The sequence below is a fragment of the Gilliamella sp. CG22 genome (genome assembly GCF_046635725.1).
Classification (GTDB): Bacteria; Pseudomonadota; Gammaproteobacteria; order Enterobacterales; family Orbaceae; genus Gilliamella; species Gilliamella apicola_I.
In genome coordinates this window covers 192,773-219,571 of sequence record NZ_JBIDFK010000003.1, presented here as the reverse complement: position 1 = coordinate 219,571, position 26,799 = coordinate 192,773, and the positions used below count along the sequence as shown (strand labels likewise).

Annotated in this window: 21 protein-coding genes; 11 read left to right on the top strand and 10 right to left on the bottom strand. The window is 36.9% G+C overall.

The genetic code is table 11. From position 1 onward, the window contains the following. Positions 1-26: 26 nt before the first annotated feature. From ileS to folE, 4 genes are all read right to left on the bottom strand, one after another. Entirely contained in the window at positions 27-2,834 is a 2,808-nt protein-coding gene (ileS, locus tag ACGH46_RS04300; RefSeq protein ID WP_411604314.1) for an isoleucine--tRNA ligase, read from the bottom strand. A 38-nt stretch (positions 2,835-2,872) separates the two neighbouring features. Then, positions 2,873-3,811, bottom strand: coding sequence for a bifunctional riboflavin kinase/FAD synthetase (gene ribF / locus ACGH46_RS04295; RefSeq protein ID WP_267350226.1), 939 nt, complete (start codon positions 3,809-3,811; stop codon positions 2,873-2,875). Positions 3,812-4,010: 199 nt separating this feature from the next. Then, positions 4,011-4,523 carry a hypothetical protein gene (locus ACGH46_RS04290; RefSeq protein ID WP_220216269.1) on the bottom strand — a complete coding sequence of 171 codons (513 nt, stop codon included), beginning with the start codon at positions 4,521-4,523 and terminating at the stop codon, positions 4,011-4,013. A 14-nt stretch (positions 4,524-4,537) separates the two neighbouring features. Further along, positions 4,538-5,197 (bottom strand): GTP cyclohydrolase I FolE, encoded by a 660-nt coding sequence (folE, locus tag ACGH46_RS04285; protein WP_220216270.1) that lies wholly within the window; start codon positions 5,195-5,197, stop codon positions 4,538-4,540. Between the two features lie 203 nt (positions 5,198-5,400). On the opposite strand from folE, the gene polA reads away from it, so the two are divergent. The 6 genes from polA to asnB all read left to right on the top strand — a co-directional run bounded on the left by polA (position 5,401) and on the right by asnB (position 14,102). Next, a complete protein-coding gene (gene polA / locus ACGH46_RS04280; RefSeq protein WP_411604309.1) occupies positions 5,401-8,175 on the top strand; it encodes a DNA polymerase I in 2,775 nt (924 codons plus the stop codon). 263 nt (positions 8,176-8,438) lie between these two features. Next, positions 8,439-9,869: a glutamate--tRNA ligase gene (gene gltX, locus ACGH46_RS04275; RefSeq protein ID WP_411604306.1), complete on the top strand. Its 1,431-nt coding sequence runs from the start codon at positions 8,439-8,441 to the stop codon at positions 9,867-9,869. A 59-nt stretch (positions 9,870-9,928) separates the two neighbouring features. Next, positions 9,929-11,539 (top strand): YdbH domain-containing protein, encoded by a 1,611-nt coding sequence (locus ACGH46_RS04270; protein WP_411604303.1) that lies wholly within the window; start codon positions 9,929-9,931, stop codon positions 11,537-11,539. Positions 11,540-11,553: 14 nt separating this feature from the next. Next, positions 11,554-11,739, top strand: a complete 186-nt coding sequence (locus tag ACGH46_RS04265; protein ID WP_411604300.1) for a YnbE family lipoprotein — start codon at positions 11,554-11,556, stop codon at positions 11,737-11,739. A gap of 112 nt (positions 11,740-11,851) precedes the next feature. Then, positions 11,852-12,196: a YdbL family protein gene (locus tag ACGH46_RS04260; protein ID WP_220216274.1), complete on the top strand. Its 345-nt coding sequence runs from the start codon at positions 11,852-11,854 to the stop codon at positions 12,194-12,196. A 232-nt stretch (positions 12,197-12,428) separates the two neighbouring features. Beyond that, positions 12,429-14,102, top strand: coding sequence for an asparagine synthase B (asnB, locus tag ACGH46_RS04255; RefSeq protein ID WP_220216275.1), 1,674 nt, complete (start codon positions 12,429-12,431; stop codon positions 14,100-14,102). A 91-nt stretch (positions 14,103-14,193) separates the two neighbouring features. Here the strand turns inward: asnB and satP are convergent, their stop codons facing one another. Next, positions 14,194-14,772: an acetate uptake transporter gene (gene satP, locus ACGH46_RS04250; protein ID WP_065558513.1), complete on the bottom strand. Its 579-nt coding sequence runs from the start codon at positions 14,770-14,772 to the stop codon at positions 14,194-14,196. Between the two features lie 233 nt (positions 14,773-15,005). Here satP and dnaK point away from each other — a divergent pair, with 233 nt between their 5' ends. Beyond that, positions 15,006-16,925 carry a molecular chaperone DnaK gene (gene dnaK, locus ACGH46_RS04245; protein ID WP_065558514.1) on the top strand — a complete coding sequence of 640 codons (1,920 nt, stop codon included), beginning with the start codon at positions 15,006-15,008 and terminating at the stop codon, positions 16,923-16,925. 123 nt (positions 16,926-17,048) lie between these two features. Beyond that, the gene (gene dnaJ / locus ACGH46_RS04240; RefSeq protein ID WP_220216276.1) at positions 17,049-18,185 is read left to right on the top strand and encodes a molecular chaperone DnaJ; all 1,137 of its coding nucleotides are present in this window, start codon (positions 17,049-17,051) and stop codon (positions 18,183-18,185) included. Between the two features lie 511 nt (positions 18,186-18,696). Here the strand turns inward: dnaJ and grcA are convergent. Then, positions 18,697-19,080 carry an autonomous glycyl radical cofactor GrcA gene (grcA, locus tag ACGH46_RS04235; protein ID WP_220216278.1) on the bottom strand — a complete coding sequence of 128 codons (384 nt, stop codon included), beginning with the start codon at positions 19,078-19,080 and terminating at the stop codon, positions 18,697-18,699. Positions 19,081-19,283: 203 nt separating this feature from the next. On the opposite strand from grcA, the gene ung reads away from it, so the two are divergent. After that, a complete protein-coding gene (gene ung, locus ACGH46_RS04230) occupies positions 19,284-19,961 on the top strand; it encodes a uracil-DNA glycosylase (RefSeq protein ID WP_267350237.1) in 678 nt (225 codons plus the stop codon). 130 nt (positions 19,962-20,091) lie between these two features. On the opposite strand, the gene ACGH46_RS04225 is transcribed toward ung, so the two are convergent. Further along, on the bottom strand, positions 20,092-20,451 hold the full coding sequence (locus ACGH46_RS04225; protein WP_267350239.1) for a DUF805 domain-containing protein: 360 nt from the start codon (positions 20,449-20,451) through the stop codon (positions 20,092-20,094). A 260-nt stretch (positions 20,452-20,711) separates the two neighbouring features. On the opposite strand from ACGH46_RS04225, the gene upp reads away from it, so the two are divergent. After that, positions 20,712-21,338: a uracil phosphoribosyltransferase gene (gene upp, locus ACGH46_RS04220; RefSeq protein ID WP_065558519.1), complete on the top strand. Its 627-nt coding sequence runs from the start codon at positions 20,712-20,714 to the stop codon at positions 21,336-21,338. An 86-nt stretch (positions 21,339-21,424) separates the two neighbouring features. Beyond that, the gene (locus ACGH46_RS04215; RefSeq protein ID WP_411604297.1) at positions 21,425-22,693 is read left to right on the top strand and encodes a uracil-xanthine permease family protein; all 1,269 of its coding nucleotides are present in this window, start codon (positions 21,425-21,427) and stop codon (positions 22,691-22,693) included. 621 nt (positions 22,694-23,314) lie between these two features. Here ACGH46_RS04215 and lysS read toward each other — a convergent pair. The 3 genes from lysS to ACGH46_RS04200 form a co-directional block, all read right to left on the bottom strand. Further along, positions 23,315-24,829: a lysine--tRNA ligase gene (gene lysS / locus ACGH46_RS04210; RefSeq protein WP_267350243.1), complete on the bottom strand. Its 1,515-nt coding sequence runs from the start codon at positions 24,827-24,829 to the stop codon at positions 23,315-23,317. A 30-nt stretch (positions 24,830-24,859) separates the two neighbouring features. Then, positions 24,860-25,958 (bottom strand): peptide chain release factor 2 gene (prfB, locus tag ACGH46_RS04205; protein ID WP_324169805.1). Its coding sequence is split into 2 segments (ribosomal slippage): positions 24,860-25,882 and positions 25,884-25,958, totalling 1,098 coding nucleotides; the frame shifts between segments, so codons are not numbered across the junction. A gap of 168 nt (positions 25,959-26,126) precedes the next feature. Continuing rightward, positions 26,127-26,753, bottom strand: coding sequence for a Fe-Mn family superoxide dismutase (locus ACGH46_RS04200; RefSeq protein ID WP_220216282.1), 627 nt, complete (start codon positions 26,751-26,753; stop codon positions 26,127-26,129). Between the last annotated feature and the right edge of the window lie 46 nt (positions 26,754-26,799).

Sequence of the window (26,799 nt, the reverse complement as noted above, 5' to 3'; positions counted from 1 at the left end):
AGCCGTGTTTATCTGTCATTCTATTGCTAGGCGAAATGTCTAACTTCACCCTTACCATGAATGTTTTCTTCACAGCGTTTACATAAGTGTGTTGTTGGTTCATTATCAATGGTGTAATGCCAACAGCGAGGACACTTATCACCTTGCGCTTTAGTGAGCTCGATTTTAAGACCGGCTATATCACTTTGTACTGCCTGTTGTGGCGCACTGTCTAGTGGTTTCACGCTGGCTTGTGACGTGAGTAGTACAAAGCGTAATTCGTTCTCTAATTTAGCGAGTGCTGTGGCAATCTGATCGTCTGCATAAAGGGTAACAGCGGCTTCAAGAGAACCACCAATCACTTTATCGTTACGACCTTGTTCTAGCACTTTGTTTACTTCGCTACGAATTGCTAGAATTTGCGCCCAATACTCACTATTTAATGTTTCATTATCGGATAAACTAAATAGTTCGTTATACCATTCATCTTCAAATACAAATTCTGATTTTTTGGCTGAAGGTAAATATTGCCAAATTTCATCCGTGGTAAAAGATAGTACCGGCGCTATCCAACGTACCATTGCTTGAGCAATATGATATAAGGCAGTTTGGCAACTATGACGAGCAACGCTATCACTTTTTGCAGTGTACTGACGATCTTTAATAATATCTAAATAGAATGATCCCATTTCAATTGAACAGAATTGCATAATACGTTGTACGACTTTATGGAAATCATAGCTTTCGTAAGCTTGGATAATTTGATCTTGTGCCTCTTTTGCCATGCTGACCGCCCAGCGATCCAGTACCACCATATCTTCAGGTTTGATCATGTCTTTAGCTGGATCAAAGCCGTTTAAGTTAGCCAGTAAAAAGCGAGCTGTATTACGAATACGACGGTAACTATCCGCTGCACGTTTGATGATTTCGTCAGAATAGCTCATTTCACCCGAATAATCAGTCGAAGCAATCCATAGACGTAGAATATCTGCTCCGAGTTTACCCATAACTTCTTGTGGGGTAACGATATTGCCTAACGATTTAGACATTTTTCGACCTTGACCGTCAACCACAAAACCATGCGTTAACACTTGCTTATAAGGGGCTTTGTTATCAATCGCTGTTGATAGCATTAATGATGACATAAACCAACCACGATGTTGATCTGAACCTTCTAAATACATGTCAGCTTCGTGCCCTTCAAACTCAGGGCGTACACCGACTACCGAAAAGAAAGTTGATCCTGAATCAAACCAGACATCAAGGGTATCTGGCACTTTGCGATAATCGTCTGCATCGGGGCCAAGCAAATCTTTGATATCTGCATCCCACCACGCTTGGATACCGTGTTGTTCAACTAATTTAGCGACTTTTTCAACCAGTGCTAGGGTATCGGGGTGTAGCTCTTCGGTCTCTTTGTGGACAAATAACGTCATCGGTACGCCCCATGTGCGTTGACGAGAGATACACCAGTCAGGGCGATTAGCAACCATTGTCTCAATTCGTGCTTGTCCCCAATCCGGAATCCAGCGAACTTGTTTAATTTCTTGTAATGATTGGGCACGTAAACCTTGTTTATCCATGCTAATAAACCATTGCGGTGTTGCACGATAAATAACCGGTGTTTTGTGACGCCAACAACATGGATAGCTATGTTCAATATTTTCAAAATGAAGTAGCGCATTGTGGTCTTTTAATATGTCGATCACAACTTTATTCGCTTTAAATACAAATAAGCCATCTAAACCTGCACCTGTGCCCGGTAAATAGCACCCATTGCCACCAACAGGGTTAGCAACTTCAAGCCCATATTTTTGACCAACTAAAAAGTCTTCCGCACCATGGCCGGGCGCAGTGTGCACCGCACCAGTACCAGCGTCAACCGTAACATGTTCACCAAGTACAATGGGTTCATCAAAATCAAGGAAAGGGTGCTTAAAGCGTAATAGCTCAAGCGCATCACCTTTACAGCTGCCAAGAATTTTCCATTCTGAAATTTCGGCACGTTTCATGACGGATTCGACCAGATCAGTGGCTAAAATTAGGCATTCTTTATCGTTTATTTGTACCAGTTGATATTCAAACTCAGCATTTAAGGCAATACCTCGGCTAGCGGGTAATGTCCAAGGTGTTGTCGTCCAAATCACGGCATAAATAGTTAAATCGGTATGAACGCCAAATTTACTCGCAACAGCTTGGTTATCCACCGCTTTAAATTTTACATCTATAGCGGGTGAAGATTTATCATAATATTCTACTTCTGCTTCTGCTAACGAAGACATACAATCTGTACACCAGTAAACAGGTTTTGCCCCTTTGACTAAATGCCCGTTTTTGATGACTTTGCCTAACGCTCGAATAATATTCGCTTCCGTATCGTAATTCATTGTGCGGTAGGGATTTTGCCAATCACCCAATACACCCATACGTATAAAATCAGCTTTTTGTAGTTCAACTTGAGAAGCAGCATAGTCACGACAAATTTGACGAAACTCAGCCGGTGTCACTTTTACGCCTGGTTTGCCAACTTGTTCTTCAACTTTTTGTTCGATTGGCAGACCATGACAGTCCCACCCTGGAATATATGGGGAATCATAACCGCTTAAACCTTTTGATTTAATGATAATATCTTTGATAATTTTATTAACTGCATGACCAATATGAAGTTTGCCGTTTGCATAAGGAGGGCCATCATGCAAAATAAAGGCTTTTTTCCCTTTTTTTACTTGGCGGATTTTGCGATAAAGTTCTTTATCGTACCAGTTTTGCAACATTGCCGGTTCACGTTTGGCAAGATCACCTCGCATTGGGAAACCGGTTTCCGGTAAATTCAATGTATTTTTATAATCTGTCATGCTGATTTATTCCAGTTAATTTTGTTGATACTACTTTCTTAATTGGTTAATTGTGCACTGATCTTTTTCGCAGTGCAAACATCTTGTGTAATTTGTTCTTTTAACGCTGTTATAGAGTCAAATTTTTTCTCGTCTCGTAATTTTTCGAGGAAGGTTACGTCTAAATATTGTCCATAAATATCACCCGAAAAGTCAAATAGATTCACTTCTAAAATGGCTTTTTTTCCTTGAATAGTTGGTCTTATACCAATATTAGCAATGCCATAATAAGATTGTTGGCTACAACAATTTTTGACGTTAACTAAATAGACACCGTGTAAGGCTGGTTTTTTGCGGTGTAGCTGAATATTTGCCGTAGGAAAACCTAATTGCCTTGCCAATGCATTGCCATGAATAACACGCCCTTGAATGCTATACGGACGCCCTAATAGGCAACGTGCTAATTCAAAATCATTGTTGAGTAAAGCTTTACGCACCGCGGTACTACTAATTCGTAACTGATTCCAAACGTAGGTTGGCATGCTTTCGACAGTAAAATCATTTTTTTGTGCATAATGTTCAAGAAGATGAATATCCCCTTTACGTTCAAACCCAAACCGAAAATCATCACCAATAATAATATATTTGGCCCGTAACTGATTTATCAACCACGCTTGAATAAAGTCATCAGCAGACATTTTGGCAAAGGTTTGAGTAAACGGAACAGCAATAATATAGTCGATACCGAGTTTTTCAATAAAAATCACTTTTTCTTGAAATGAGGTTAATCGGGAAGGGGCATTTTCCGAACAAAAAAACTCTAACGGTTGCGGTTCAAATAGCATAACCACGGTTGGTAGATTTAATTTTTTACCTTGGGTGATTAAATGGTTAATTAATTGCTGATGTCCTAAATGTACGCCATCAAAATTGCCCAATGTCAGTACGCACTGGGAAAATTGATTTTTTAAATTAGCAATACCGCGAATGATCTTCATGAAAATGTGTTATTTAACTGTGTAATTTAACTCAAGTAGCCGAGAATTATACCAATCTTTCTTGAAGATGCACGTAATATAAAGCTGATTTTCGGTTGTTTTGTATTTGAGTTTTAGGTTTTGATTATTGTTAAATATTCAATTCCCATACGATTGTTACAAAAATCCGCTGAATTTAGGTTTACGTCAATTTTGATTGTTACCAAAAAATCCGACAATAAGCCAGCTCATTTGCCCGTTTTTTATATTCAGCTTGTTGCGCTTTAGGAATAAAAAAACGGTTTTTTTCTATCTCTTCGCACTCTTTTACATCACGTTTAATTTGTTCTGCTTCTTCTTTTGAAATTCGAAAGAAAACTGTATTAAATATACCGATTTTTGAATAGTTATCACCATGGAAAGTCACTCTGTTTTCTAAACCAAAATTTCTTTCTGATGGATAAGCGAGTCCATCGAAATTGTCTTGGGGTTTTGTGACTTTTCGCATCGCAATGGTTTGATCATTACCATAAACATAGTTTTCATTGATAAAGTAATTATCCCCTTGTTTACTTATTTCAACAAGATTGGCATAGGTTGCAGTATATTTAAAATCGGGACCACCTTCTACCCAAAAACCAATAAATTTATCGTTATTATTAGAATTATTAGACTCCTGTTCAGAGCATGCTGTTATCAATAATATCATAAAAATGAGTGATAAAAATTTCATTGAATATCCTTATATTAATAGTGATGTAATGCTCTTAAAAATTCTTGTCTGGTACTTGGATTGGTTTTAAATCCGCCACCCAGTGCGGTCGTGGTTGTCATACTGCTTGAATCTTTAATGCCTCTGGCTTTCACACAATAGTGAGTCGCATCGATTGAGACCGCCACATTTACCGTGCCAAGTAAGGTTTGAAGGGCAACAAGTATTTGTTGAGTTAATCTTTCTTGTACTTGTGGTCGCTGTGAAAAAAATTCAACAATTCGATTAATTTTGGATAAGCCAATAACTTTATCTTTAGGGATATAAGAGACGGTGGCTTTGCCGTCAATGGTGACAAAATGGTGTTCGCATACACTGGTTAAGGTAATATCACGAACGGTGATCATCTCGTCGACTTGCATTTTATTTTCAATGAGCGTGATTTTGGGAAAATTTTCATAATAGAGCCCAGAAAAAATCTCATCAACATACATTTTAGAGACACGATGTGGTGTTTCGGCAAGACTGTCATCAGTGAGATCCAACTCCATTAATTTCATGATCTCACGAAAATGTTCTTCAATTTTTGCCTTGCGCTCACTATTATCCATTGCTAAACGACAAGAAGGGGTTTCAAGATTTTTAGCTGCCAGTGCATCTTTAACTTTTTGTGCAGCAAGACTTAACTGTGTCATTAATCGTATACTCAGGTTAAAAAAGATACAGTATTATATAATACTCATTTTGCAATATACAGTTTTTTAAGTTAAAACTTTCTATTAAAACATTGTGTAAATATGAAAGATTTTTACATTTTATTGTTGTAGATAATAAGAATATTGTTGTTAATTGGGGTATACTGTTAACCATTATAGCGAATAACCTTTGGGTAATACTAATGCCAAATAAAACACCAATTATCCTGATTGATGGATCTTCTTATCTCTATCGTGCTTTTTTTGCATGTCCGCCGTTAACCAATGCCAAAGGTGAGCCAACAGGGGCTATTTTTGGTGTCATCAATATGATCCGTAGTCTGATTAATCAGTACAATCCGACACATATTGCTGTTGTTTTCGATGCTAAAGGCGGCTCTTTCCGTAACGAAATCTACAGCGAGTATAAAGCCACACGTGAAGCAATGCCGGAAAATCTTCGTCCGCAAATTGAACCAATTCACACTATTTTAAAAGCTATGGGGCTGCCTTTACTCTGTATTGAAGGTGTGGAAGCGGATGATGTGATTGGTACACTGGCAAGGCAGGCTGAAAAAGAGAATCTGGACGTTTTAATCAGTACTGGTGATAAAGATATGGCACAGCTTGTCAGTGATAAAATTACCCTGATTAATACCATGAATAATACGGTGCTTGATCCGAAAGGCGTGATGGAAAAATTTGGTGTGCCACCCGAAAAGATTATTGATTATTTAGCATTAAGAGGCGATTCGTCTGACAATATCCCAGGGGTTCCGGGAGTAGGTGAAAAGACGGCCCAAAGTTTATTAACTGAATTTAACAGTGTTAAAGATATCTATCAGCGTTTAGATGATATTGAAAAATTATCAATCCGTGGTGCAAAATCGTTAAAACAAAAATTGATTGATAATCAAAAAGAAGCCGAATTGTCTTATTTGCTGGCAACGATTAAAACCGATGTGCAATTAGATTTTACTAATGAACAGCTCATGTCGAGCGATATGGATGTTAATGCATTAAACGAATTATTTGCTTATTATGGCTTTCATCGTTGGCAAAAAGAGTTGATATCGGGCAGTTTTTTAAAAAATCAAAAAGCATCAGCGGTCAATGTGAATCAGAATATGCCGTTATTGGCGCAAGAACATTCATCCGCCAAAAATAAGCAGACTGATTATCAATGCATTTTGACTGATAAACAATTAGATCAGTGGGTAACCAAATTATCCCAAAGTCAACAATTTGCATTCGATACTGAAACGGATAATGTCGATCATGTGCATGCTAAATTAGTCGGGATTTCGCTCAGTATCACGCCGCATGAAGCTGCTTATATTCCACTTGCTCATCAATATCTGGGTGTTCCCGAGCAGTTACCGCTTGATAGCGTGTTGGCGAAATTAAAGCCAGTGCTAGAAAATCCGAAGATTAAAAAAATCGCGCAAAATGCTAAATTTGATTACAGCGTACTGGCTAACTATGGTATTAAAGTACAAGGTATTGCCTTTGATACCATGCTTGAATCGTATGTACTAAATAGTACAGAAAGACACGATATGGATAGCATGGCTAGTCGTTATTTGAATCATAAAACCATTACTTATAATGAGCTAACCAAGCAGGATAAAAAACAAGTGACCATTGATGCTATTGATGTTGAAAAAACGACTCAATACGCAGCAGAAGATGCAGATATCACGTTACAATTACATGAAAAACTGTGGCCAGAGTTAGAAAAAGATTCAAAATTAACTAAACTGTTTACTGATATTGAAATGCCTTTAGCCATTGTGTTGGCTGAAATGGAAAGAACAGGGGTATTGGTTGATGCTAAACAGTTAAATGATTATTCCCATGAACTTGCCAAACAGTTAATGGCGACGGAGGCCGAACTTCAATCATTGGCTGGTGAAAAATTTAATCCTGCTTCGCCAAAGCAGATTCAAGCAATTTTATTTGATAAGCATCAATTGCCTGTTTTGAAAAAGACGCCAAAAGGTGATCCGTCAACCAGTGAAGATGTGTTGAGTGAATTGGCTAATGACTACGAATTACCGCGTATGATTCTATTTTATCGAGGACTGGCCAAGCTTAAAAATACCTATACAGATAAATTACCTTTAATGATTAGTCCAATCGATCATCGTATTCATACAAATTACAATCAAATTGGGACAGTAACAGGACGTTTATCTTCCAATGATCCTAATTTACAAAATATTCCGGTACGCAATGAAGAAGGGCGTCGAATCCGCCAGGCATTTATCGCACCAGAAGGGTATAAGATTATTTCTGCTGACTATTCACAAATTGAATTACGCATCATGGCACATCTATCGCAAGATAAAAGTTTACTCAACGCGTTTGCCCATGACAAAGATATCCACCGAGTGACGGCGAGTGAAGTGTTAAGTAAACCTGAATCAGATGTGACGTCGGAAGAACGTAGACGCGCTAAAGCGGTCAATTTTGGTTTGATTTATGGAATGAGTGCTTTTGGTTTATCAAAACAAATCAATATTCCTCGAAAAGAGGCGCAATTTTATATCGATCGCTATTTTGAACGTTATCCGGGGGTACAAACTTACATGGAAGAGACCCGTCAATTGGCAGCACAGCAAGGTTATGTCGAAACCTTATCTGGTCGACGTTTATATCTGCCTAAAATCACCTCGACTAATGGCATTGAAAAACGAGGAGCCGAACGAGCAGCAATTAATGCGCCAATGCAAGGTACAGCGGCGGATATTATTAAAACTGCGATGATAAAAATGAGTGATTGGATTAACAACCAACCGTCTGGCACCATTAGAATGGTGATGCAAGTACACGATGAATTAGTGTTTGAAGTCAAACAAGAATTGGTTGATAAGTACAGTGCGCAAATCAAATCCATTATGGAAAATTGTTATCAATTATCTGTGCCATTAAAAGTCGATGTTGGCGTCGGTGATAATTGGGATGAAGCACACTAATTTTTCATCAGCATTAGTAAATTATAAGATGTTTACGGTTTTAGATTTAAATGCAAGCTTAAACATCTTGAAAATTTGTGATCGATTTTAAGGCGTGAATAGGCTATTGCTCAAACCTTTTAGCGTGTTAGAATAAGTAACGAAACTGAATTTATATCAAAATGTTATTATTCTGGTTAGTTAGTTAACCGAATTGAATAAAAGAGCGCTGTTAACGCTTTTTTCGTTTACGTGCTCTTTTTTATTATTATTAGGATTATTTCATGAAAATTAAAACCCGTTTTGCACCAAGCCCAACCGGTTATTTACATGTTGGAGGAGCACGTACTGCGCTCTATTCTTGGCTTTATACCCGTCATGCACAAGGTGCATTTGTCTTGCGTATTGAAGATACTGATCTAGAGCGTTCAACGCCAGAAGCCATTGAAGCGATCATGGAGGGAATGAATTGGTTAGAATTATCATGGGATGAAGGTCCTTATTTCCAAACTAAACGTTTTGATCGCTATAATCAAGTGATTGATGAAATGCTCGCTAAAGGAACAGCTTATCGTTGCTATTGCTCAAAAGAACGCTTAGAAAAACTGCGTGAAGAGCAGATGGCGAAAGGCGAAAAAGCCCGTTATGATGGTCATTGTCGTTGTGATGAAGTCCAAAAACAACATAACCATAGTGAACCGCATGTTGTCCGTTTTGCCAATCCGATTGACGGTGTTGTCGTATTTAACGATTTAATCCGTGGCCCTATTGAGATTGCCAATAAAGAGCTTGATGATTTAATTATTCGACGAACAGACGGTTCACCAACTTACAATTTTTGTGTTGTGGTGGATGATTGGGATATGGAAATTACGCATGTGATTCGTGGTGAAGATCATATCAATAATACACCTCGTCAGATTAATATTCTCAAAGCATTAGGCGCACCGCTTCCTGAATATGGTCATGTATCCATGATTTTAGGAGATGACGGGCAAAAATTATCTAAACGTCATGGTGCGGTGAGTGTTATGCAATACCGTGATGATGGCTACTTACCGGAAGCTTTACTCAATTATTTAGTACGCTTAGGCTGGTCACATGGTGATCAAGAGATATTCTCCGTGCCTGAGATGATTAGTTATTTTACATTAGATGCAGTAAGCAAATCAGCTAGTGCGTTTAATACTGAAAAATTATTGTGGTTAAATCATCATTATATTAATCATTTAGATGCTGATTATGTCGCTCAACATTTAGTTTGGCATATGAATCATCAAGGCTATGATTTAACACAAGGCCCGGATTTAATCACAATTATTAAATTGTTTGGTGAACGTTGTAAAACACTTAAAGAAATGGCGGAATCATGCCGTTATTGTTATCAAGATTTTGATGATTTTGATGCTGATGCCGCTAAAAAACATTTGCGCCCCGTAGCTAAAGAGTCGTTAGAACTCATCAAAGCTAAAATTGGTGCAATTGCTGATTTTGACTGGCAAATTGATAAAATTCATCATGCTATTGAAGCCACGGCGACTGAACTTGATGTTGGAATGGGTAAAGTGGGGATGCCATTGCGTGTTGCAGTCACAGGAATTGGGCAATCGCCATCCGTGGATGCAACGGTATTTGCCATTGGCAAAAAACGAACATTATCTAGAATTGATAAAGCATTAGCTTATATCGCACAGCGAGAACAGTCACCAGCGTAATATTATTTCAATGCCGAGCAACACTCGGCAATAAACCTTGCTAAGTAGAGAGTTTATTTATGGCTCGCTTGAAAAAACGCTATTGGTTTTCATTTATTTTTATGCTGATTATTTCATTGCTAGGTCTGATTGGATGGCATTATTGGTTGTCTTTTAAGCAAAAAAATCAGTTAACCTTAGATTGGCATGGCTTCAATATTGGTTTTGATGGGGTATCATTTGATACTTTTACCGTTTCTCAGCAATCACAATTATCCTTAACGGCAAAAAATTTGCATGTTTCGTGGTCAAATCTATCAGCAGAAAATGTAGATATCTATTGGCAGCCCGTTAACGCTAAAGTAGAGAATATTAGCGATCATGGAGTTGATGGCGAGGCTGATCATCTTGATCGATCTGAATTTGATGCCTCATCTTTTTCATCAATGTTGTATTGGTTACCTAAAGCTATTCATATTCATTCGTTGCGATTTTATCAAAACAAAGTGCCTTTGTTTGATATCAAGCTAGATATGAATAAACAGCCACAAGCTATACAGCTTGAGTTATCCACCAATACCCAATATGCTGCAAAGTTATCGACTGTTTTACAATTTAATGAAGCCGATTCCCGTATTGAGATTCAACATGGCATGTTAACGACCTCATTAGCTCAATTTGGCATACAAAATGGCGATTTATCCTTACCGTTTAAAGGATCGATAACTCAAAAACAGCTTACACTAACCAATTTGAATGATGCGTCATTTCGCTTAAAAAAAGCGAATGTTTCGGAAGATTTCATTGTTAATGATCTAAGAGGAAATATCCGCTTTCAAATTCAGTCACCGCTTCCATTTCAATTGAATCAAACTTCAGCGACAGGTCAATTAACGATTAGTCAGTTCAATGGTCTTTATAAAAATAGTGAGATTAAATCGGCAACAGGTAATATTAATCTTTCGGTTAATAACAATAATTTTACGCTTTCCACATCTGATTTACATATCCAAGAAATCAATCTTGGTATCGGTTTTGAAAAAGTTAATGTTGCTGGCGCTTATTCATCAACTTTAACTGCTCCGACAAGAGGTATCATTACGTGGAAAAAATTACAAGCGAGGCTATTTTCTGGTCAGCTGTCGGTTGATAAAGGAAAATTGAATTTAACCAGATTGCCTCAACAAATTAATGTCAGATTAAAACAAATACAGTTAAAAGATGTGTTAGCCAAATATCCGGTTGAAGGGCTTGCCGGTAATGGGGCGATAGATGGCATCTTACCAATTACATTAAGCGAAGTTAAAAACAACAATGAGCTATCATATAAGTTGGTAATTAAAAATGGTCAACTAGTTTCAACTAATCAGGGTGAATTACAGTTTGAAAATTCAGCGCTAAAAGATTATGTAAAAAATAATCCAAATATGAAAATACTCACTGATATTCTTAAAAATTTTCATTATACTAAGCTATCGAGTAAAGTTGATTACGCTAATGATATTGCTAAGTTGGGCCTGACTATTCAAGGAAATAATTTAGAGGTGCAAAATGGTAAAGCGGTGAATTTAAATATCACGCTTGAAGAAAATATCGCTAAATTAATGACCAGTTTACTCTTATCAGACCAAATTAGTGAACCGATTCGTAAACGAATTGAAGCACGATTGAAAAAAAATCATGATAAATGAAAGAGGCTATTTTTATGATACGGAATGTGATTTCAGTCATGGTAGTGAGTAGCGTATTAATGGGATGCTCACCGACGGTTAGAGTTCAGGCTCCCAATGAACCAATAAACATAAATCTAAATGTTAAAATAGACCATGAAATCAACATAAAGGTTGATAAAGCGTTAGACAATGTAATTAATAAATCTGGTTTATATTAATTATTTATTAAAGATTCACGGTTATATTTTGGTTGGCGTTGTCAAAAGTGAATTAAAAGTGTAAATCACTTTGGCGTTAATGAAATATAAAGTATTTATTAAAGGGGTTATTATGACTATTTATAAAAAGTTAACGATTGCATTATTAACAGCAGCTTTATCTTTACCCGTGTTTGCATTAAATTTAGATCAAGCGATTAACGCATTAAGTCAAGCAAAAGCAAGTGGTTTAGTGGGCGAACAAGAGGATGGCTATTTAGGTGTAGTTAAAAACGAAAGCAATGCAAGTGAAATAGCGCAACTCATTAATCAAGCGCGTAAACAAGAATATCAAAAAGTTTCTGCTGAAAGTAACGTTCCTTTGAACGAAGTTGAAGTGAGAGCAGGAACAAAAGCTCAGGAAAAAACACCTGCTGGACAATTTATAAAACAACAAGGTCAATGGAAAAGAAAGTGATGATGTCATAAAGTCGTTAAGTTCTTTTTGCAACGATAGGAAAAGTATCACGACTTGGGACTTTAATTGTTTATAAATAGTGTGTATGCTGTCTACCTTTATTATTTGCGCTTTAAGCTGGGTAAGAATAAAGGGCAAAGTAATTTAAAATTAAAAAAATTTTTCAAATTTTCATATAGTTATTTTTACGTACAAATAGTATCGCGTTTGCGATTTTAAGTGGAGAAAATCAATGTGTTCGATTTTAGGTATTCTTGATATTAAATCAGATCCGGAACAACTACGAACAAAAGCATTAGAACTATCAAGTCTACAGCGTCATCGTGGGCCGGATTGGTCTGGTATTTTTGCTTCTGATAAAGCAATTCTTGCTCATGAACGTTTATCAATTGTAGATGTTAATACAGGATCTCAACCGCTTTATAATAAAGATAAAACTCTCGTTTTAGCGGTGAATGGCGAAATTTATAATCATCAAGAACTCCGAAATCAGTACAAAGATCGCTATGAATTCCAAACAGGTTCTGACTGTGAAGTTATCTTAGCGCTCTATCAAGAAAAAGGAATTGATTGTCTTGATGAACTACAAGGTATGTTTGCCTTTATTCTTTATGATATTAATAAAGGCACTTACTTTATTGGTCGTGATCACATTGGTATTATCCCGATGTATATGGGACACGACGAAAATGGTACATTCTATGTCGCCTCTGAGATGAAAGCGTTAGTACCCGTTTGTAAAACGATTGAAGCTTTTCCTCCTGGATGCTATTTATCGAGCACTGAAGGTGAAATTAAAACCTACTATAAACGTGATTGGATGGATTACGAAAATGTCAAAGATAATAAAACAGACATTAATGCGCTTCGTATAGCATTAGAAGAGTCTGTTAAAAGCCATCTTATGTCAGATGTGCCTTATGGCGTTTTATTATCTGGTGGGCTTGATTCTTCCGTTATTTCGGCAATCACTAAAAAATTCTCAGCGCGTCGTGTTGAAGATCATGAAAAATCTGAAGCTTGGTGGCCACAATTGCATTCATTTGCAGTGGGTTTAAAAGGTGCGCCAGATCTTAAAGCAGCACAAGCGGTTGCCGATCATCTTGGTACCGTTCACCACGAAATTAACTTTACTATTCAAGAAGGTATTGATGCCATTCGTGATGTCATTTATTTTATTGAAACTTATGATGTCACAACTATCCGTGCTTCTACGCCAATGTATTTAATGGCAAGAAAAATTAAAGCAATGGGTATTAAAATGGTGTTATCTGGTGAAGGTGCAGACGAAGTATTTGGTGGTTACCTCTATTTCCATAAAGCGCCAAATGCTAAAGAGTTCCATGAAGAAACGGTGCGAAAATTAGCCGCGTTACACATGTATGATTGTGCACGTGCTAATAAAGCGATGGCGGCATGGGGCGTTGAAGCTCGTGTTCCATTCCTTGATAAGAAATTCTTAGATGTGGCAATGCGCCTTAATCCGAAAGATAAAATGTGTGGTAGTAACGGAAAAATGGAAAAACACATTGTTCGTGAAGCATTTGAATCTTATTTACCTGCGTCTGTGGTTTGGCGTCAAAAAGAGCAATTCTCTGATGGTGTTGGTTATAGTTGGATCGATACTTTAAAAGAGATTGCAGAAAGCAAAATTACGGATCAACAATTGGAAAATGCAAAATTCCGTTTCCCTTATAATACGCCAACGTCGAAAGAAGCTTACATGTACCGAGAAATTTTTGATGAGCTATTCCCCGTTGAAAGTGCAGCACATTGTGTGCCGGGTGGTCCAACTGTTGCTTGTTCTACGGCAAAAGCGATTGAATGGGATGAGTCATTCAAAAATCTTAATGATCCATCAGGTCGTGCGGCAGTAGGTGTACATAATGATGCTTATAAAAAATAAGCGTTAAATGTTGTTATTCATTGATATAAAAAAACGGGGAAATTACCCCGTTTTTTATTGCTCTCATCACTTGTTTTAATAACAGCGACAATTAGTGAGCAGCGCCTTTAGGTGCACCAATTGGTAAAATAGTGCGTCCGTATTGTTCGTTAAGTACTTCAGCCATTGCTAAATAAATCGCACTTGCACCACAAATAATCCCTTCAAAGCCTGCGATATGAATGATGCTGTGATTACCAGAAATATTACCAATTGCTAATAAAGCAAACAGGACAGTTAAACTAGCAAAAACAAATTGTAATACTCGATTACCTTTTAACGTACCGATAAACATGAATGCGGTGAAAATCCCCCATAATGCGAGGAAGATACCAACGAAGGTTGCATCGGTTGGTGCTGTTGCTGGCGAGGTTGGTAAATACCAAATGCCAACAAGCGCAATCCAAAAGAAACCATATGAAGTAAACGCTGTTGTCCCAAAAGTATTACCTTTACGAAATTCTAAAATTCCAGCGATCACTTGTGCTAGTCCACCATAAAAAATACCCATAGAGACGATTGCTGTCATCACAGGGAAAAATCCCGCATTATGAATATTCAATAAAATGGTTGTCATACCAAATCCCATTAGTCCTAGTGGACCTGGATTTGCAAGTTTAGTTTGTTCCATAAGGATCCTATAAAATGTGTCTTAATAAAAAAAGAGCGGCAATAATAAGTGTAGAAAACTTTATAATCAAGATTTATGCAAAAATAATTTTTCATTCCCCCCCTTGATATTAATAATAATGTTCCCATCTATGTGGAAACACTAACATTTCTTTGACTAAATTAAAGACTTGAAAATCACAATTTCAGTCTTATATATAAGAAATAAAATACAGGTTTTGAGGAGAAAAGATTATGGGTAAAATTATTGGTATCGATTTAGGTACAACAAATTCATGTGTTGCAGTAATGGATAATGGTCAAGCTAAAGTTTTAGAAAATGCTGAAGGTGACCGTACAACCCCGTCGATTATTGCTTACACACAAGATGGTGAAATTTTAGTTGGTCAACCAGCAAAACGTCAGGCAGTAACCAATCCACAAAATACATTATTTGCCATTAAACGTTTAATTGGTCGTCGTTATGAAGATGCTGAAGTACAACGTGATGTGGGTATTATGCCATATAAAATTGTTAAAGCTGATAACGGCGATGCGTGGGTAGATGTAAAAGGTCAAAAAATTGCGCCACCACAAATTTCTGCTGAAGTACTAAAGAAAATGAAGAAAACTGCAGAAGATTATCTTGGTGAGCCAGTAACAGAAGCGGTTATTACCGTTCCAGCTTACTTTAATGATGCTCAACGTCAAGCAACTAAAGATGCGGGTCGTATTGCTGGTCTAGATGTTAAACGTATTATTAACGAACCAACAGCCGCTGCACTTGCTTATGGTTTAGATAAAGATGTGGGTAACCGCACAATTGCAGTCTATGACCTTGGTGGTGGTACATTTGATATTTCAATTATCGAAATTGATGATGTCGATGGCGAAAAAACTTTCGAAGTATTAGCAACTAATGGTGATACTCACTTAGGTGGTGAAGATTTTGACTCTCGTTTAATTAACTATTTAGTTGATGAGTTTAAACGTGAACAAGGTTTCGATCTTAAAAATGATCCACTTGCAATGCAACGTTTAAAAGAAGCAGCAGAGAAAGCAAAAATCGAATTGTCATCAGCGCAACAAACGGATATCAACTTACCTTATATCACAGCTGATGCATCAGGCCCTAAACATTTAAATATCAAAGTGACACGCGCTAAACTTGAATCTTTAGTCGAAGATTTAGTTAAACGCTCTATGGAACCAGTGAAAACAGCATTAAAAGATGCAGGTCTTACTGTTTCTGATATTAAAGATGTGATTTTAGTTGGTGGTCAAACACGTATGCCAATGGTACAAAAAGCCGTTGCAGACTTCTTTGGCAAAGAACCTCGTAAAGACGTTAACCCTGACGAAGCAGTAGCAGTAGGTGCTGCGGTACAAGGTGGTGTATTAGGTGGTGATGTTAAAGATGTATTATTACTTGACGTAACCCCATTATCATTAGGTATTGAAACAATGGGTGGTGTAATGACTACCTTGATTGAGAAAAACACAACTATTCCAACTAAACATAGTCAAGTGTTCTCAACGGCTGAAGATAATCAATCTGCGGTAACAATTCATGTGTTACAAGGTGAGCGTAAACGTGCTGGTGATAATAAATCACTAGGTCAATTTAACCTTGATGGTATTCAAGCTGCACCACGTGGTATGCCACAAATTGAAGTGACCTTTGATATTGATGCCGATGGTATCTTACATGTATCAGCAAAAGATAAAAATACTGGTCGTGAACAAAACATTACCATTAAAGCTTCTTCAGGTTTAAGTGAAGAAGAAATCCAAAAAATGGTCAATGATGCGGAAGCGAATGCTGAAGCTGACCGTAAGTTTGAAGAGTTAGCACAAGTACGTAACCAAGCGGATCACCTTGTTCACTCAACTCGTAAACAAGTGACTGATGCAGGCGATCAATTATCTGCTGATGATAAAAAAGCGATTGAAGATGCGGTAACTGCATTAGAAAATGCTGCTCGTGGTGAAGATAAAGCTGAAATTGAAGCTAAAATCAATGCTTTAATGGAAGCATCAAAAAAATTACTTGAATTAGCTCAACAACAAGCTCAAGCAGATCAATCTGCAGGTCAAGCAAATAATGGTAGCGCTTCGGCACAAGATGATGTTGTTGATGCTGACTTCAAAGAAGTTGATGATGATAAAAAATAATCGTTAACTAAAATGTTTTTTAATGAGTTATTTCAACGAGTTTTAGACATGTAACACATTAAACGGGCGCGAGGTAACTCAAGCCCGTTTAGTTGTTTATGCAATAAAAAATAAAGGTTAATTATGGCGAAGAAAGATTATTATGAAACATTAGGCGTGAGTAAAAGTGCCAGTGAAGCTGAGATAAAAAAAGCCTATAAACGCCTAGCCATGAAATATCATCCTGACAAAAATCAGGATAATAAAGCTGAAGCAGAAGCGAAATTCAAAGAAGTTAAGGAAGCTTATGAAGTATTAACCGATTCGCAGAAGAAAGCGGCTTATGATCAATATGGTCATGCAGCCTTTGAACAAGGGCATGGCGGCGCAGGCGGCGGTGGTTTTGGTGGCTTCGGTGGTTTTGGCGGAGGTTCTGCATTTGATGATATCTTTAGTGATTTCTTTGGTGGTGGTCGTGGACGTAGTCAAACTTCCTCACGCGGTGCGGATCTGCAATATAATATCTCGTTAACACTGGAAGAAGCTGCTGCAGGCGTCAGCAAAGAGATAAAAGTACCGACTTGGGTAACTTGTGATGTATGTCACGGACAAGGAACTGAAAAAGCTTCAGATGTAATGACGTGTGAAACCTGTCATGGTGCAGGTGTTGTACAAATGCGACAAGGTTTTTTTGCTGTGCAGCAAGAGTGTCCAACCTGTCATGGTCGGGGTAAAGTAGTAAAAAATCCATGTAAAAAATGTCATGGTGAAGGACGAGTTCAGAAAACTAAAACGCTTTCTGTAACGATTCCTGCCGGAGTTGATACCGGTAGTCGTATTCGACTTTCTGGAGAAGGTGAAGCAGGTTTAAATGGCGCACCAGCTGGTGATTTATATGTTCAAATGCAAATTAAACCACATGCTATTTTTGAACGTGATGGTACTAACTTACATTGTGAAATTCCAATTAACATTGCTTTAGCATCGCTAGGTGGAGAAGTAGAAGTACCAACACTTAATGGTAAAGTAAGCTTAACTATTCCTGCTGAAACACAAACAGGTAAAGTGTTCCGCTTACGAGGTAAAGGCGTTAAATCGTTACGTGGAAGTTCAATTGGTGATCTTTATTGCCATGTGGTTGTTGAAACACCAGTTAATTTAACCAGTAAACAGAAGGAATTACTTAAAGAGTTAGGTGAAAGTTTTAAAGCCGATAAAAGCTCTAAGCACAGTCCAAAAGAAAAAAGCTTTTTTGATAAAGTGAAGAAGTTTTTTGGTTAAAAAGACGGATTTAGCTATAAACGAGATTAGTTTTGCTAATCTCGTTTTTTTATGCTTTTATCTTTGATTTTATTAGATGCTATTACCATAATGTTTAAACATACTCTTTATTATCTACTTTTAGCTGTTTTAAGCGATCTATCTTCTCAAATTTAGTAGTACAGCTGTATAAATGCTATTAATAGGTATCTTCAAGAAGGAAATCTATTGAGATATCGATCTGATTAAATAGAAGTTGCAATTAATGCAACTTTAGAAACTAATAAAAACAGAATTCATTGCTAGAATATAGTTAACAGTTGTTAGAAGTAGGTTGTGGCTTGGTAAAGATGAGGTATTAGCCATTTATCTTGCTCAGTATATCGCAAGACAAAATAAGATGCTTTCTATATATTTAGTGTGATTTCGTTCCAGTTTGATCACACGATTGAGGCTGGGTTGATTGAGCTTATGAATAACAGATAAAAATAAACCCAGTAAGTACTGGGTTTTATAATGTGTTATCAAAAAATTACATTTTAGTTGTAAATGTACGAGCGATAACGTCGCGTTGTTGTTCTGCTGTTAATGAGTTAAAACGTACAGCATAACCAGAAACACGAATAGTTAATTGTGGATATTTTTCTGGGTGTTGTACGGCATCTTCAAGTGTTTCACGACGAAGTACGTTAACATTTAAATGTTGTCCACCTTCAACTTTGATAGTTGGTGCAATATCTAAAGGAATTTCACGATATTCAAACTGACCAAGTTCAGCTGTTGGAATAACTTGATCTTCTTTATATACTGATTTAGCTGCGACACAACGCGCTTCATTAGTCGAGTCATCTAATAACCAAAAAGAATTAAGAAGTGCTGAGTTGTCAGCTTTAGTAATTTGGATACCTGTAATCATTTTAAAACCTCCTATGAGCGTTATTGCCCCTAAAATATTAGGGTTAATATAACACTTATATAATTTGATTAAAGTCAAAAAAAGCTATTAATACGATAAGCTGTACCTTTTATTTAACTTTTAGAGCACTATAGGTTATGATGAGTAAAAATGAGAATTTTTTAGCAAGATATATTAAGTAATTTTTACGGCGTGGACAAACTATGACAACACAATTAACATGGCATGATGTTATTGGTACTGAAAAAGATAAACCTTATTTTCAAAAAATCATGCAATTTGTTACCGCTGAGCGTAATAGCGGTAAAATCATTTATCCTCCTCAACACGATGTATTTAATGCATTTCGTTTTACTGCTTTTAATGACATCAAAGTTGTCATTTTAGGTCAAGATCCTTATCATGGACCGAATCAAGCACATGGACTTTCCTTTTCCGTGTTACCGGGAGTTAAACCTCCTCCTTCATTATTAAATATTTATAAAGAGTTATCTACCGATATTCCTAGTTTTCAGATCCCTTCTCATGGTTATTTAGCATCTTGGGCGACTCAAGGGGTACTTTTGCTTAATACAGTATTAACGGTGGAAGCTGGTCAAGCTCATTCACATGCCAAAATAGGTTGGGAGACTTTTACCGATAATGTTATAGCGGCTATAGACAAACATCTTGAGGGAGTGGTGTTTTTATTATGGGGATCACCTGCGCAAAAAAAAGGGCAATTTATTAATCGGCAAAAGCATCATGTATTAACTTCTGTGCATCCTTCACCTTTATCAGCCCATCGTGGATTTTTAGGTTGTAAACATTTTTCCAAAGCTAATGATCTTATTGTGCAACAAGGTAAAGCAGCTATTGACTGGCAACCTAAATTACCTTGAAATTAGACATAATTATATAAATTATTGGGTTTTTTTAAAGCGATTTAGAAGTGAAGTTAAACTAAAAATAGTCAATACGATAATGTGTTGTTAATATTCTCATCAGGTTAGCTGATGAGAATAAAAAAACTTACTGAATCCCTTTAGGATTTTCGCCATATTGGTTGCTACCAGGTGTTGAATCTGTAGCTAAAAAGACGATTAAAATAATACCACCAACAAGAGGAATAAGAGCGATCAACATGAGCCAGCCTGATTTATTTGTATCGTGTAAACGACGAGCAGTTACAGCAAGATTAGGTAATAAGCTCCCAAATGCAACAATAAGATATAAGATAGCGCTTAAAGTTTCAGAAATAAAACCTATCACACTAAGATTCACAGCTTGTATAATTAATAAGAATAAAATAAACATCCAGTACTCTTGACGACGAGCACGGCCATTAAAATTAACATAATTTTTTGTAAAACAATTAATAAACCAATTCATCCTATTTCTTTCCTATAAAATTTAATAATTAACAATTAAAAACCACCTTATTAAGGCGGCTGGTTATTCTAATCAAAAAAATTACATAAAACAAATTTTTCATCAATTTTATACTTTTTACATATTATTATCTTTTTTAGTTTTATAAAACTTAGCAATTTAATTTGAGTTTTCTCTCGCTTCTATCTATGTTAAAATCACCCCTCAGTGGTTATTTAAAGTGACCAAAATCTTTCAGCAAAATAACACTGAGGCCCCCCATGAAAATAGTTGAAGTTAAACACCCTCTTGTACGTCATAAAATCGGTTTAATGCGCGAACATGATATTAGTACTAAAGACTTTCGTGCGCTTGCCAGCGAAGTTGGTAGTTTATTAACTTATGAAGCCACGGCTGACTTACCTACTGAAAAAGTGACCATTGAAGGTTGGTGTGGACCTGTTCAAATTGAGCAAATCAAAGGTAAAAAAATAACTGTAGTACCAATCCTGCGTGCCGGTTTAGGTATGATGGATGGTGTGCTTGAGCATGTGCCTAGTGCTCGTATTAGCGTCGTTGGGTTTTATCGTAATGAAGAGACCCTTGAGCCAGTGCCTTATTTCCAAAAATTAACGTCGGACATTGCGGAACGAATGGCTTTGGTTGTTGACCCTATGCTAGCAACGGGTGGTTCAATGGTGGCGACGATTGATTTATTAAAACAAGCAGGATGTAAAAACATTAAAGTATTAGTTTTAGTGGCTGCACCTGAAGGTATCAAAACATTAGAAAAAGCCCATCCAGATGTTGAACTCTATACTGCATCCATTGATGAACGGTTAAATGAACAAGGTTACATTTTACCAGGACTTGGCGATGCTGGAGATAAAATATTCGGCACTAAATAAAATTTCATTTTTTAAACCGGCTTAGCCGGTTTTTTTATGCTTAAAAAATGAGTTTAAAAGATTAAGTTGAAGTGGAGATGATCAACATGTCAAATAAAATAAATGATAAACAAAAATCTAAAACATCACAGGAGAAACCTGCTTGGCAAGATATTTTTACTGGTGCACAAATGCTCTTTGTTGCTTTTGGTGCGTTAGTGTTAGTGCCACTATTAACGGGTTTAAATCCTAATGTCGCATTGTTTACAGCGGGTATAGGCACATTATTGTTTCAACTCACCACGAAAGGCAAAGTACCGGTATTTTTAGCTTCCTCATTTGCCTTTATTGCACCGATCTCTTTTGGTGTAGCTCAATGGGGGATTCCTGCAACTTTGGGGGGATTGGTTGCAGCAGGATTTGTGTTTATGTTTTTTGCTTTATTAGTCAAACTAAATGGCAAACATGTTATCGATCGTATTTTACCGCCAGTGGTAACTGGCCCTATTATAATGGTCATTGGTTTATCTCTTGCGCCTGTCGCAGTGGGTATGGCAATGGGTAAAGATAGTGGTCTTCAGGTTAAGGATTATCAATTAATTATGATTTCAATGTCCTCATTATTGACTACGCTGATTGTGGCAATTTGGGCAAAAGGGTTTTTCAAACTTGTTCCAATTATTGCAGGTATTGTCGTTGGTTATGTGATGTCTTGGATAATGGGTATTGTCAACTTTCAACCGGTTATTGATGCACCATGGTTTAAGATACCGGATTTCACTTTTCCTGAATTTCATTGGCAAGCTATTTTATATATGATACCTATTGTTATTGCACCAACGATTGAGCACGTTGGTGATATCATGGCGATTAGTTCTGTTACTGGCAAAGATTATACTCGTGAACCGGGATTACAACGCACACTTTTGGGGGATGGGTTAGCAACTTCGACCGCAGGCTTTTTTGGTGGCCCGCCTTGTATTACCTATGCAGAAGTGATTGGGGCCGTCACCTTAACACGAAATTTCAAAACTCGTGTAATGACATGGGCAGCAATTTGGGCGATTTTAATGTCATTTATTGGTAAAATCGGCGCATTTTTGAGTACTATCCCAATTGTTGTTATGGGCGGAATTATGGTGCTTTTATTTGGTTCGATTGCATCCGTTGGCATTAATATATTAATCAAACATAAAGTTGATCTTTCCGTTTCGCGCAATATGTGTATTGTTTCATTAGTGTTGGTGTTTGGTATTGGTGGGATGATTTTTGATTTTGGTTCTTACGCATTGCAAGGGATAAGTTTATGTGGCATTTTAGCTATTTTATTAAATTTAATCTTACCTTATCCGAGCAAAACAGTAAAAACTGATTAAGATTAAGATATCACGGTTAACGAATCAATCGTTAACTGTGATAAATTAAACTAAAGAAAGGGCGCGATATTTTCATAAAATATATCATTTATTTATCAATAAAAAGTGAGTAGACACTCACTTTTTTTAGTCTCTGGTTAATGACTAATGACATGTTATTCGTCGTTTTTCTTAATGGATAAGAAACTTATCCTAATTTTACATTAAATAAAGTTTAATTTTTAGTCCTGATTTTTTCACGATGAATAACTATGTTGAGTCCCATTTCTGTGGTTGGTAAGCGATAACTTATTTAAGTTTGTAGATTTTAAGAAAATATCATTATTTCTCTGTATATTATTTATACTGATTCAATTTAAAAAATGTTGAATTGTTGAAATACGCTTGATTAAGATGAACTCACATTTTTAGTCGCTTGAAAAACATTATTCAGTTTGTATAGAAAAGTCAGTAATGGCTTACTTAATTGTTAACAAATTGATAAACATAAAATATTTTACGAATTTTTGGTATGGTGGAAAGCTAAACTAGAATTATTTTTAGTTGTATAAAAGATATTTGCATTACAATAAAAAACTCACTTATTTGTTGAGATAAGTGAGTTTTCAATAGTAGAGTATCTTATTTTATTGGACGCATGGTTGGGAATAAAATGACATCACGAATAGTATGACTATTCGTAAATAACATCACCGTTCGGTCAATACCAATGCCTAATCCAGCTGTCGGTGGTAATCCATGTTCTAAAGCCGTAATATAATCTTCATCATAGAACATTGCTTCATCATCACCGGCATCTTTTTGTGACACTTGATCAGCAAAACGTTGAGCTTGGTCTTCCGCATCGTTAAGTTCTGAGAAGCCATTGCCAATTTCACGCCCACCAATAAAGAACTCGAATCGGTCTGTAACAAATGGATTTTCATCATTTCGACGAGCCAGTGGTGATACTTCAGCAGGATATTCGGTAATAAATGTCGGTTGAATCAGATTGGCTTCAGCAACCTCTTCAAAAATTTCAGTCACAACTCGACCAAGTCCCCAACCTTTTTCAATTTTGATACCTACTGCGCTAGCAATGGCACATGCTTTATCAAAATCATCCAAATCAGCATTATTGGTTTCTGGACGATAATGGCATATAGCTTCACGCATAGTCATTTTAATAAAAGGTTTACCAAAATCGAAGGTATGTTCACCATATTGAACAACGGTATTACCCGTTACAGCGATTGCCAGACGGCGGAATAATGCTTCAGTTAGCACAATCAAATCTTTATAATCAGCATACGCCATATACATTTCCATCATGGTAAATTCTGGATTATGTCTTGGCGATACCCCTTCATTACGGAAGTTACGATTAATTTCAAAGACACGCTCAAAACCACCGACAACCAGACGTTTTAAGTAAAGTTCTGGTGCGATACGTAAGTACATATCTAAATCAAGGGCATTATGATGCGTAATAAAAGGTTTCGCTGACGCCCCACCAGGAATAACTTGCATCATCGGTGTTTCAACTTCCATAAAGTGATTTTCAAGCATGAAATTGCGAATTTCAGTTACCACTTTTGAACGAGCGATAAATGTATTTCTCGATTCTTCATTTGTGATGAGATCCAAGTAGCGTTGACGATAACGCATTTCTTGATCTGCAAGCCCATGGAATTTATCCGGTAATGGACGAAGTGCTTTAGTTAATAAGCGAATTTCTTCACAGTGAATAGAAAGTTCGCCAGTTTTAGTTTTAAATAAATAACCTTTAGCACCGACAATATCCCCTAAATCCCATTTTTTAAATTGCTCGTTGTAGTAATTTTCGGGAAGATCATCACGCGTTACATAAAGTTGAATTTGCCCAGCAACGTCTTGTAAAGAGACAAAAGAAGCTTTACCCATTATACGGCGCATCATCATTCGACCGGCAACAGTGACAGTAATTTTATTCTCAATTAATTCTTCGTTGGTTTTATCGTCATACAATTTATGAAGATCACTTGAAATAGCATCACGACGAAAGTCATTTGGGAAAGCAATGCCTTGCTCGCGAATATTTGCTAGTTTTTCACGACGTATAGTTAGCTCGTTATTTAACTCTTCAATATGGTTTTGTTGCTCTTGCTGTGTTGACATAATTTTACCTTTTATTTATCACCAAGCAGTTTATAAACCTGCTTTTAAGCTTTCTTCAATAAATTGATCTAAATCACCGTCTAAAACGGCCTGAGTGTTGCGTGTTTCAACGCCGGTACGCAAATCTTTGATTCTTGAATCATCAAGCACATAAGAACGGATTTGACTACCCCAACCGATATCCGATTTGTTCTCTTCCATCTGTTGCTTTTCAGCATTTTTCTTCTGCATTTCAAGCTCATACAGTTTCGCTTTTAACTGTTTCATTGCTTGATCTTTATTACTATGCTGAGAACGATTATTTTGACACTGGGTAACAATTCCCGTTGGTATATGCGTAATTCGAACAGCAGATTCGGTTTTATTGACATGCTGTCCACCAGCACCTGATGCCCGATAGACATCAATACGAAGATCGGCAGGATTGATATCGATATCAATATTATCATCAATTTCTGGATAGACAAAAACAGAAGCAAATGATGTATGACGGCGATTACCCGAATCAAAAGGACTTTTTCGTACTAAACGGTGGACGCCTGTTTCGGTACGTAACCAACCGTAAGCATAGTCGCCAGTTACTTTAATGGTCGCCGATTTAATTCCTGCAACATCGCCATCAGATACTTCCATGACTTCTGTTGTAAACCCTTTAGATTCTGCCCAGCGTAAATACATTCGCAGTAACATTTCAGCCCAATCTTGTGCTTCAGTCCCCCCAGAACCTGACTGAATATCTAAATAACAATCTGCGCTATCGTAATCGCCTGAAAACATTCGACGAAACTCTAGCCCAGCCAGTTTTTTTTCTAACTGTTCAAGCTCTAGATTTGCTTCATCAAACGTATCTTGATCGTCGGCTTCAATGGCAAGTTCAAGCAAACCTTCAACATCGTCAAGGCCTTGAGTTAAAGAATCTATTGTATTGATGATTTCATCAAGCGTTACCCGCTCTTTGCCTAACGCTTGTGCTTTTTCGGGATCTGCCCAGACTTCAGATTGTTCTAATTCGGCATTAACTTCTTCAAGTCGCTCTTTTTTTAAATCATAGTCAAAGATACCCCCGAATCACTTCAGTGCGCTCGGTAAGTTCGGCTATTTTGGATTTTATCGGATTAATTTCAAACATGTATTATTTAGTTCGGTTTTGCGATTTTCAATTAATCGCCCATTGTAGCGGATTTAAGTATAATTTAGCAATTGCCAATTTGCAGATACGATGATTGGTAAATAATACCAATAAATAAAAATGACGCATTAAGCGTCATTGATAATTGAGTAACTATACTAAAAACAGTTATTTTTTTGCTTGAGCGTATAACTCAGCAACTTTATCCCAGTTAATTACATTCCAAAATGCACCAATATAATCAACACGACGATTTTGGTATTTTAAGTAATATGCGTGTTCCCAGACATCTAATGTTAAAATAGGCGTACCTGAAACACCTGAGAATTTTTCGCCCATGACAGGAGAATCTTGGTTTGCGGTTGAAACTACTTCAAGTTTACCATTTTGTAACACTAACCAAGCCCAACCAGAACCAAAACGAGTGGCTGCTGCGTTTGAAAATTTTTCTTTGAATGCGTCTACAGAACCGAAATCTTTTTCAATAGCTGCTTTAAGTTCACCTTTAAGCTCGGTACCAACTTTAAGTAATTCCCAAAATAGGGTGTGATTAACGTGACCACCCACATTGTTTTTGATACCTGTTAGTTTATCAGCTGGCACTTTATCTAAATTTTTAAGTAAAGTTTCAGGACATAATTCTTTAAGTTCTGCCGGTAAAGTCTCTAAGAGCGCATTTGCATTATTGACATAAGTTTGATGATGTTTGTCATGATGAAGATGCATCGTTTCCGAGTCAATATACGGTTCTAATGCGTCATAAGCATAAGGTAGAGGTGCAAGAGTGTAAGCCATGAAGATACTCCTTTCAAAAATTAGATATTCGTTATTGCTATATTTT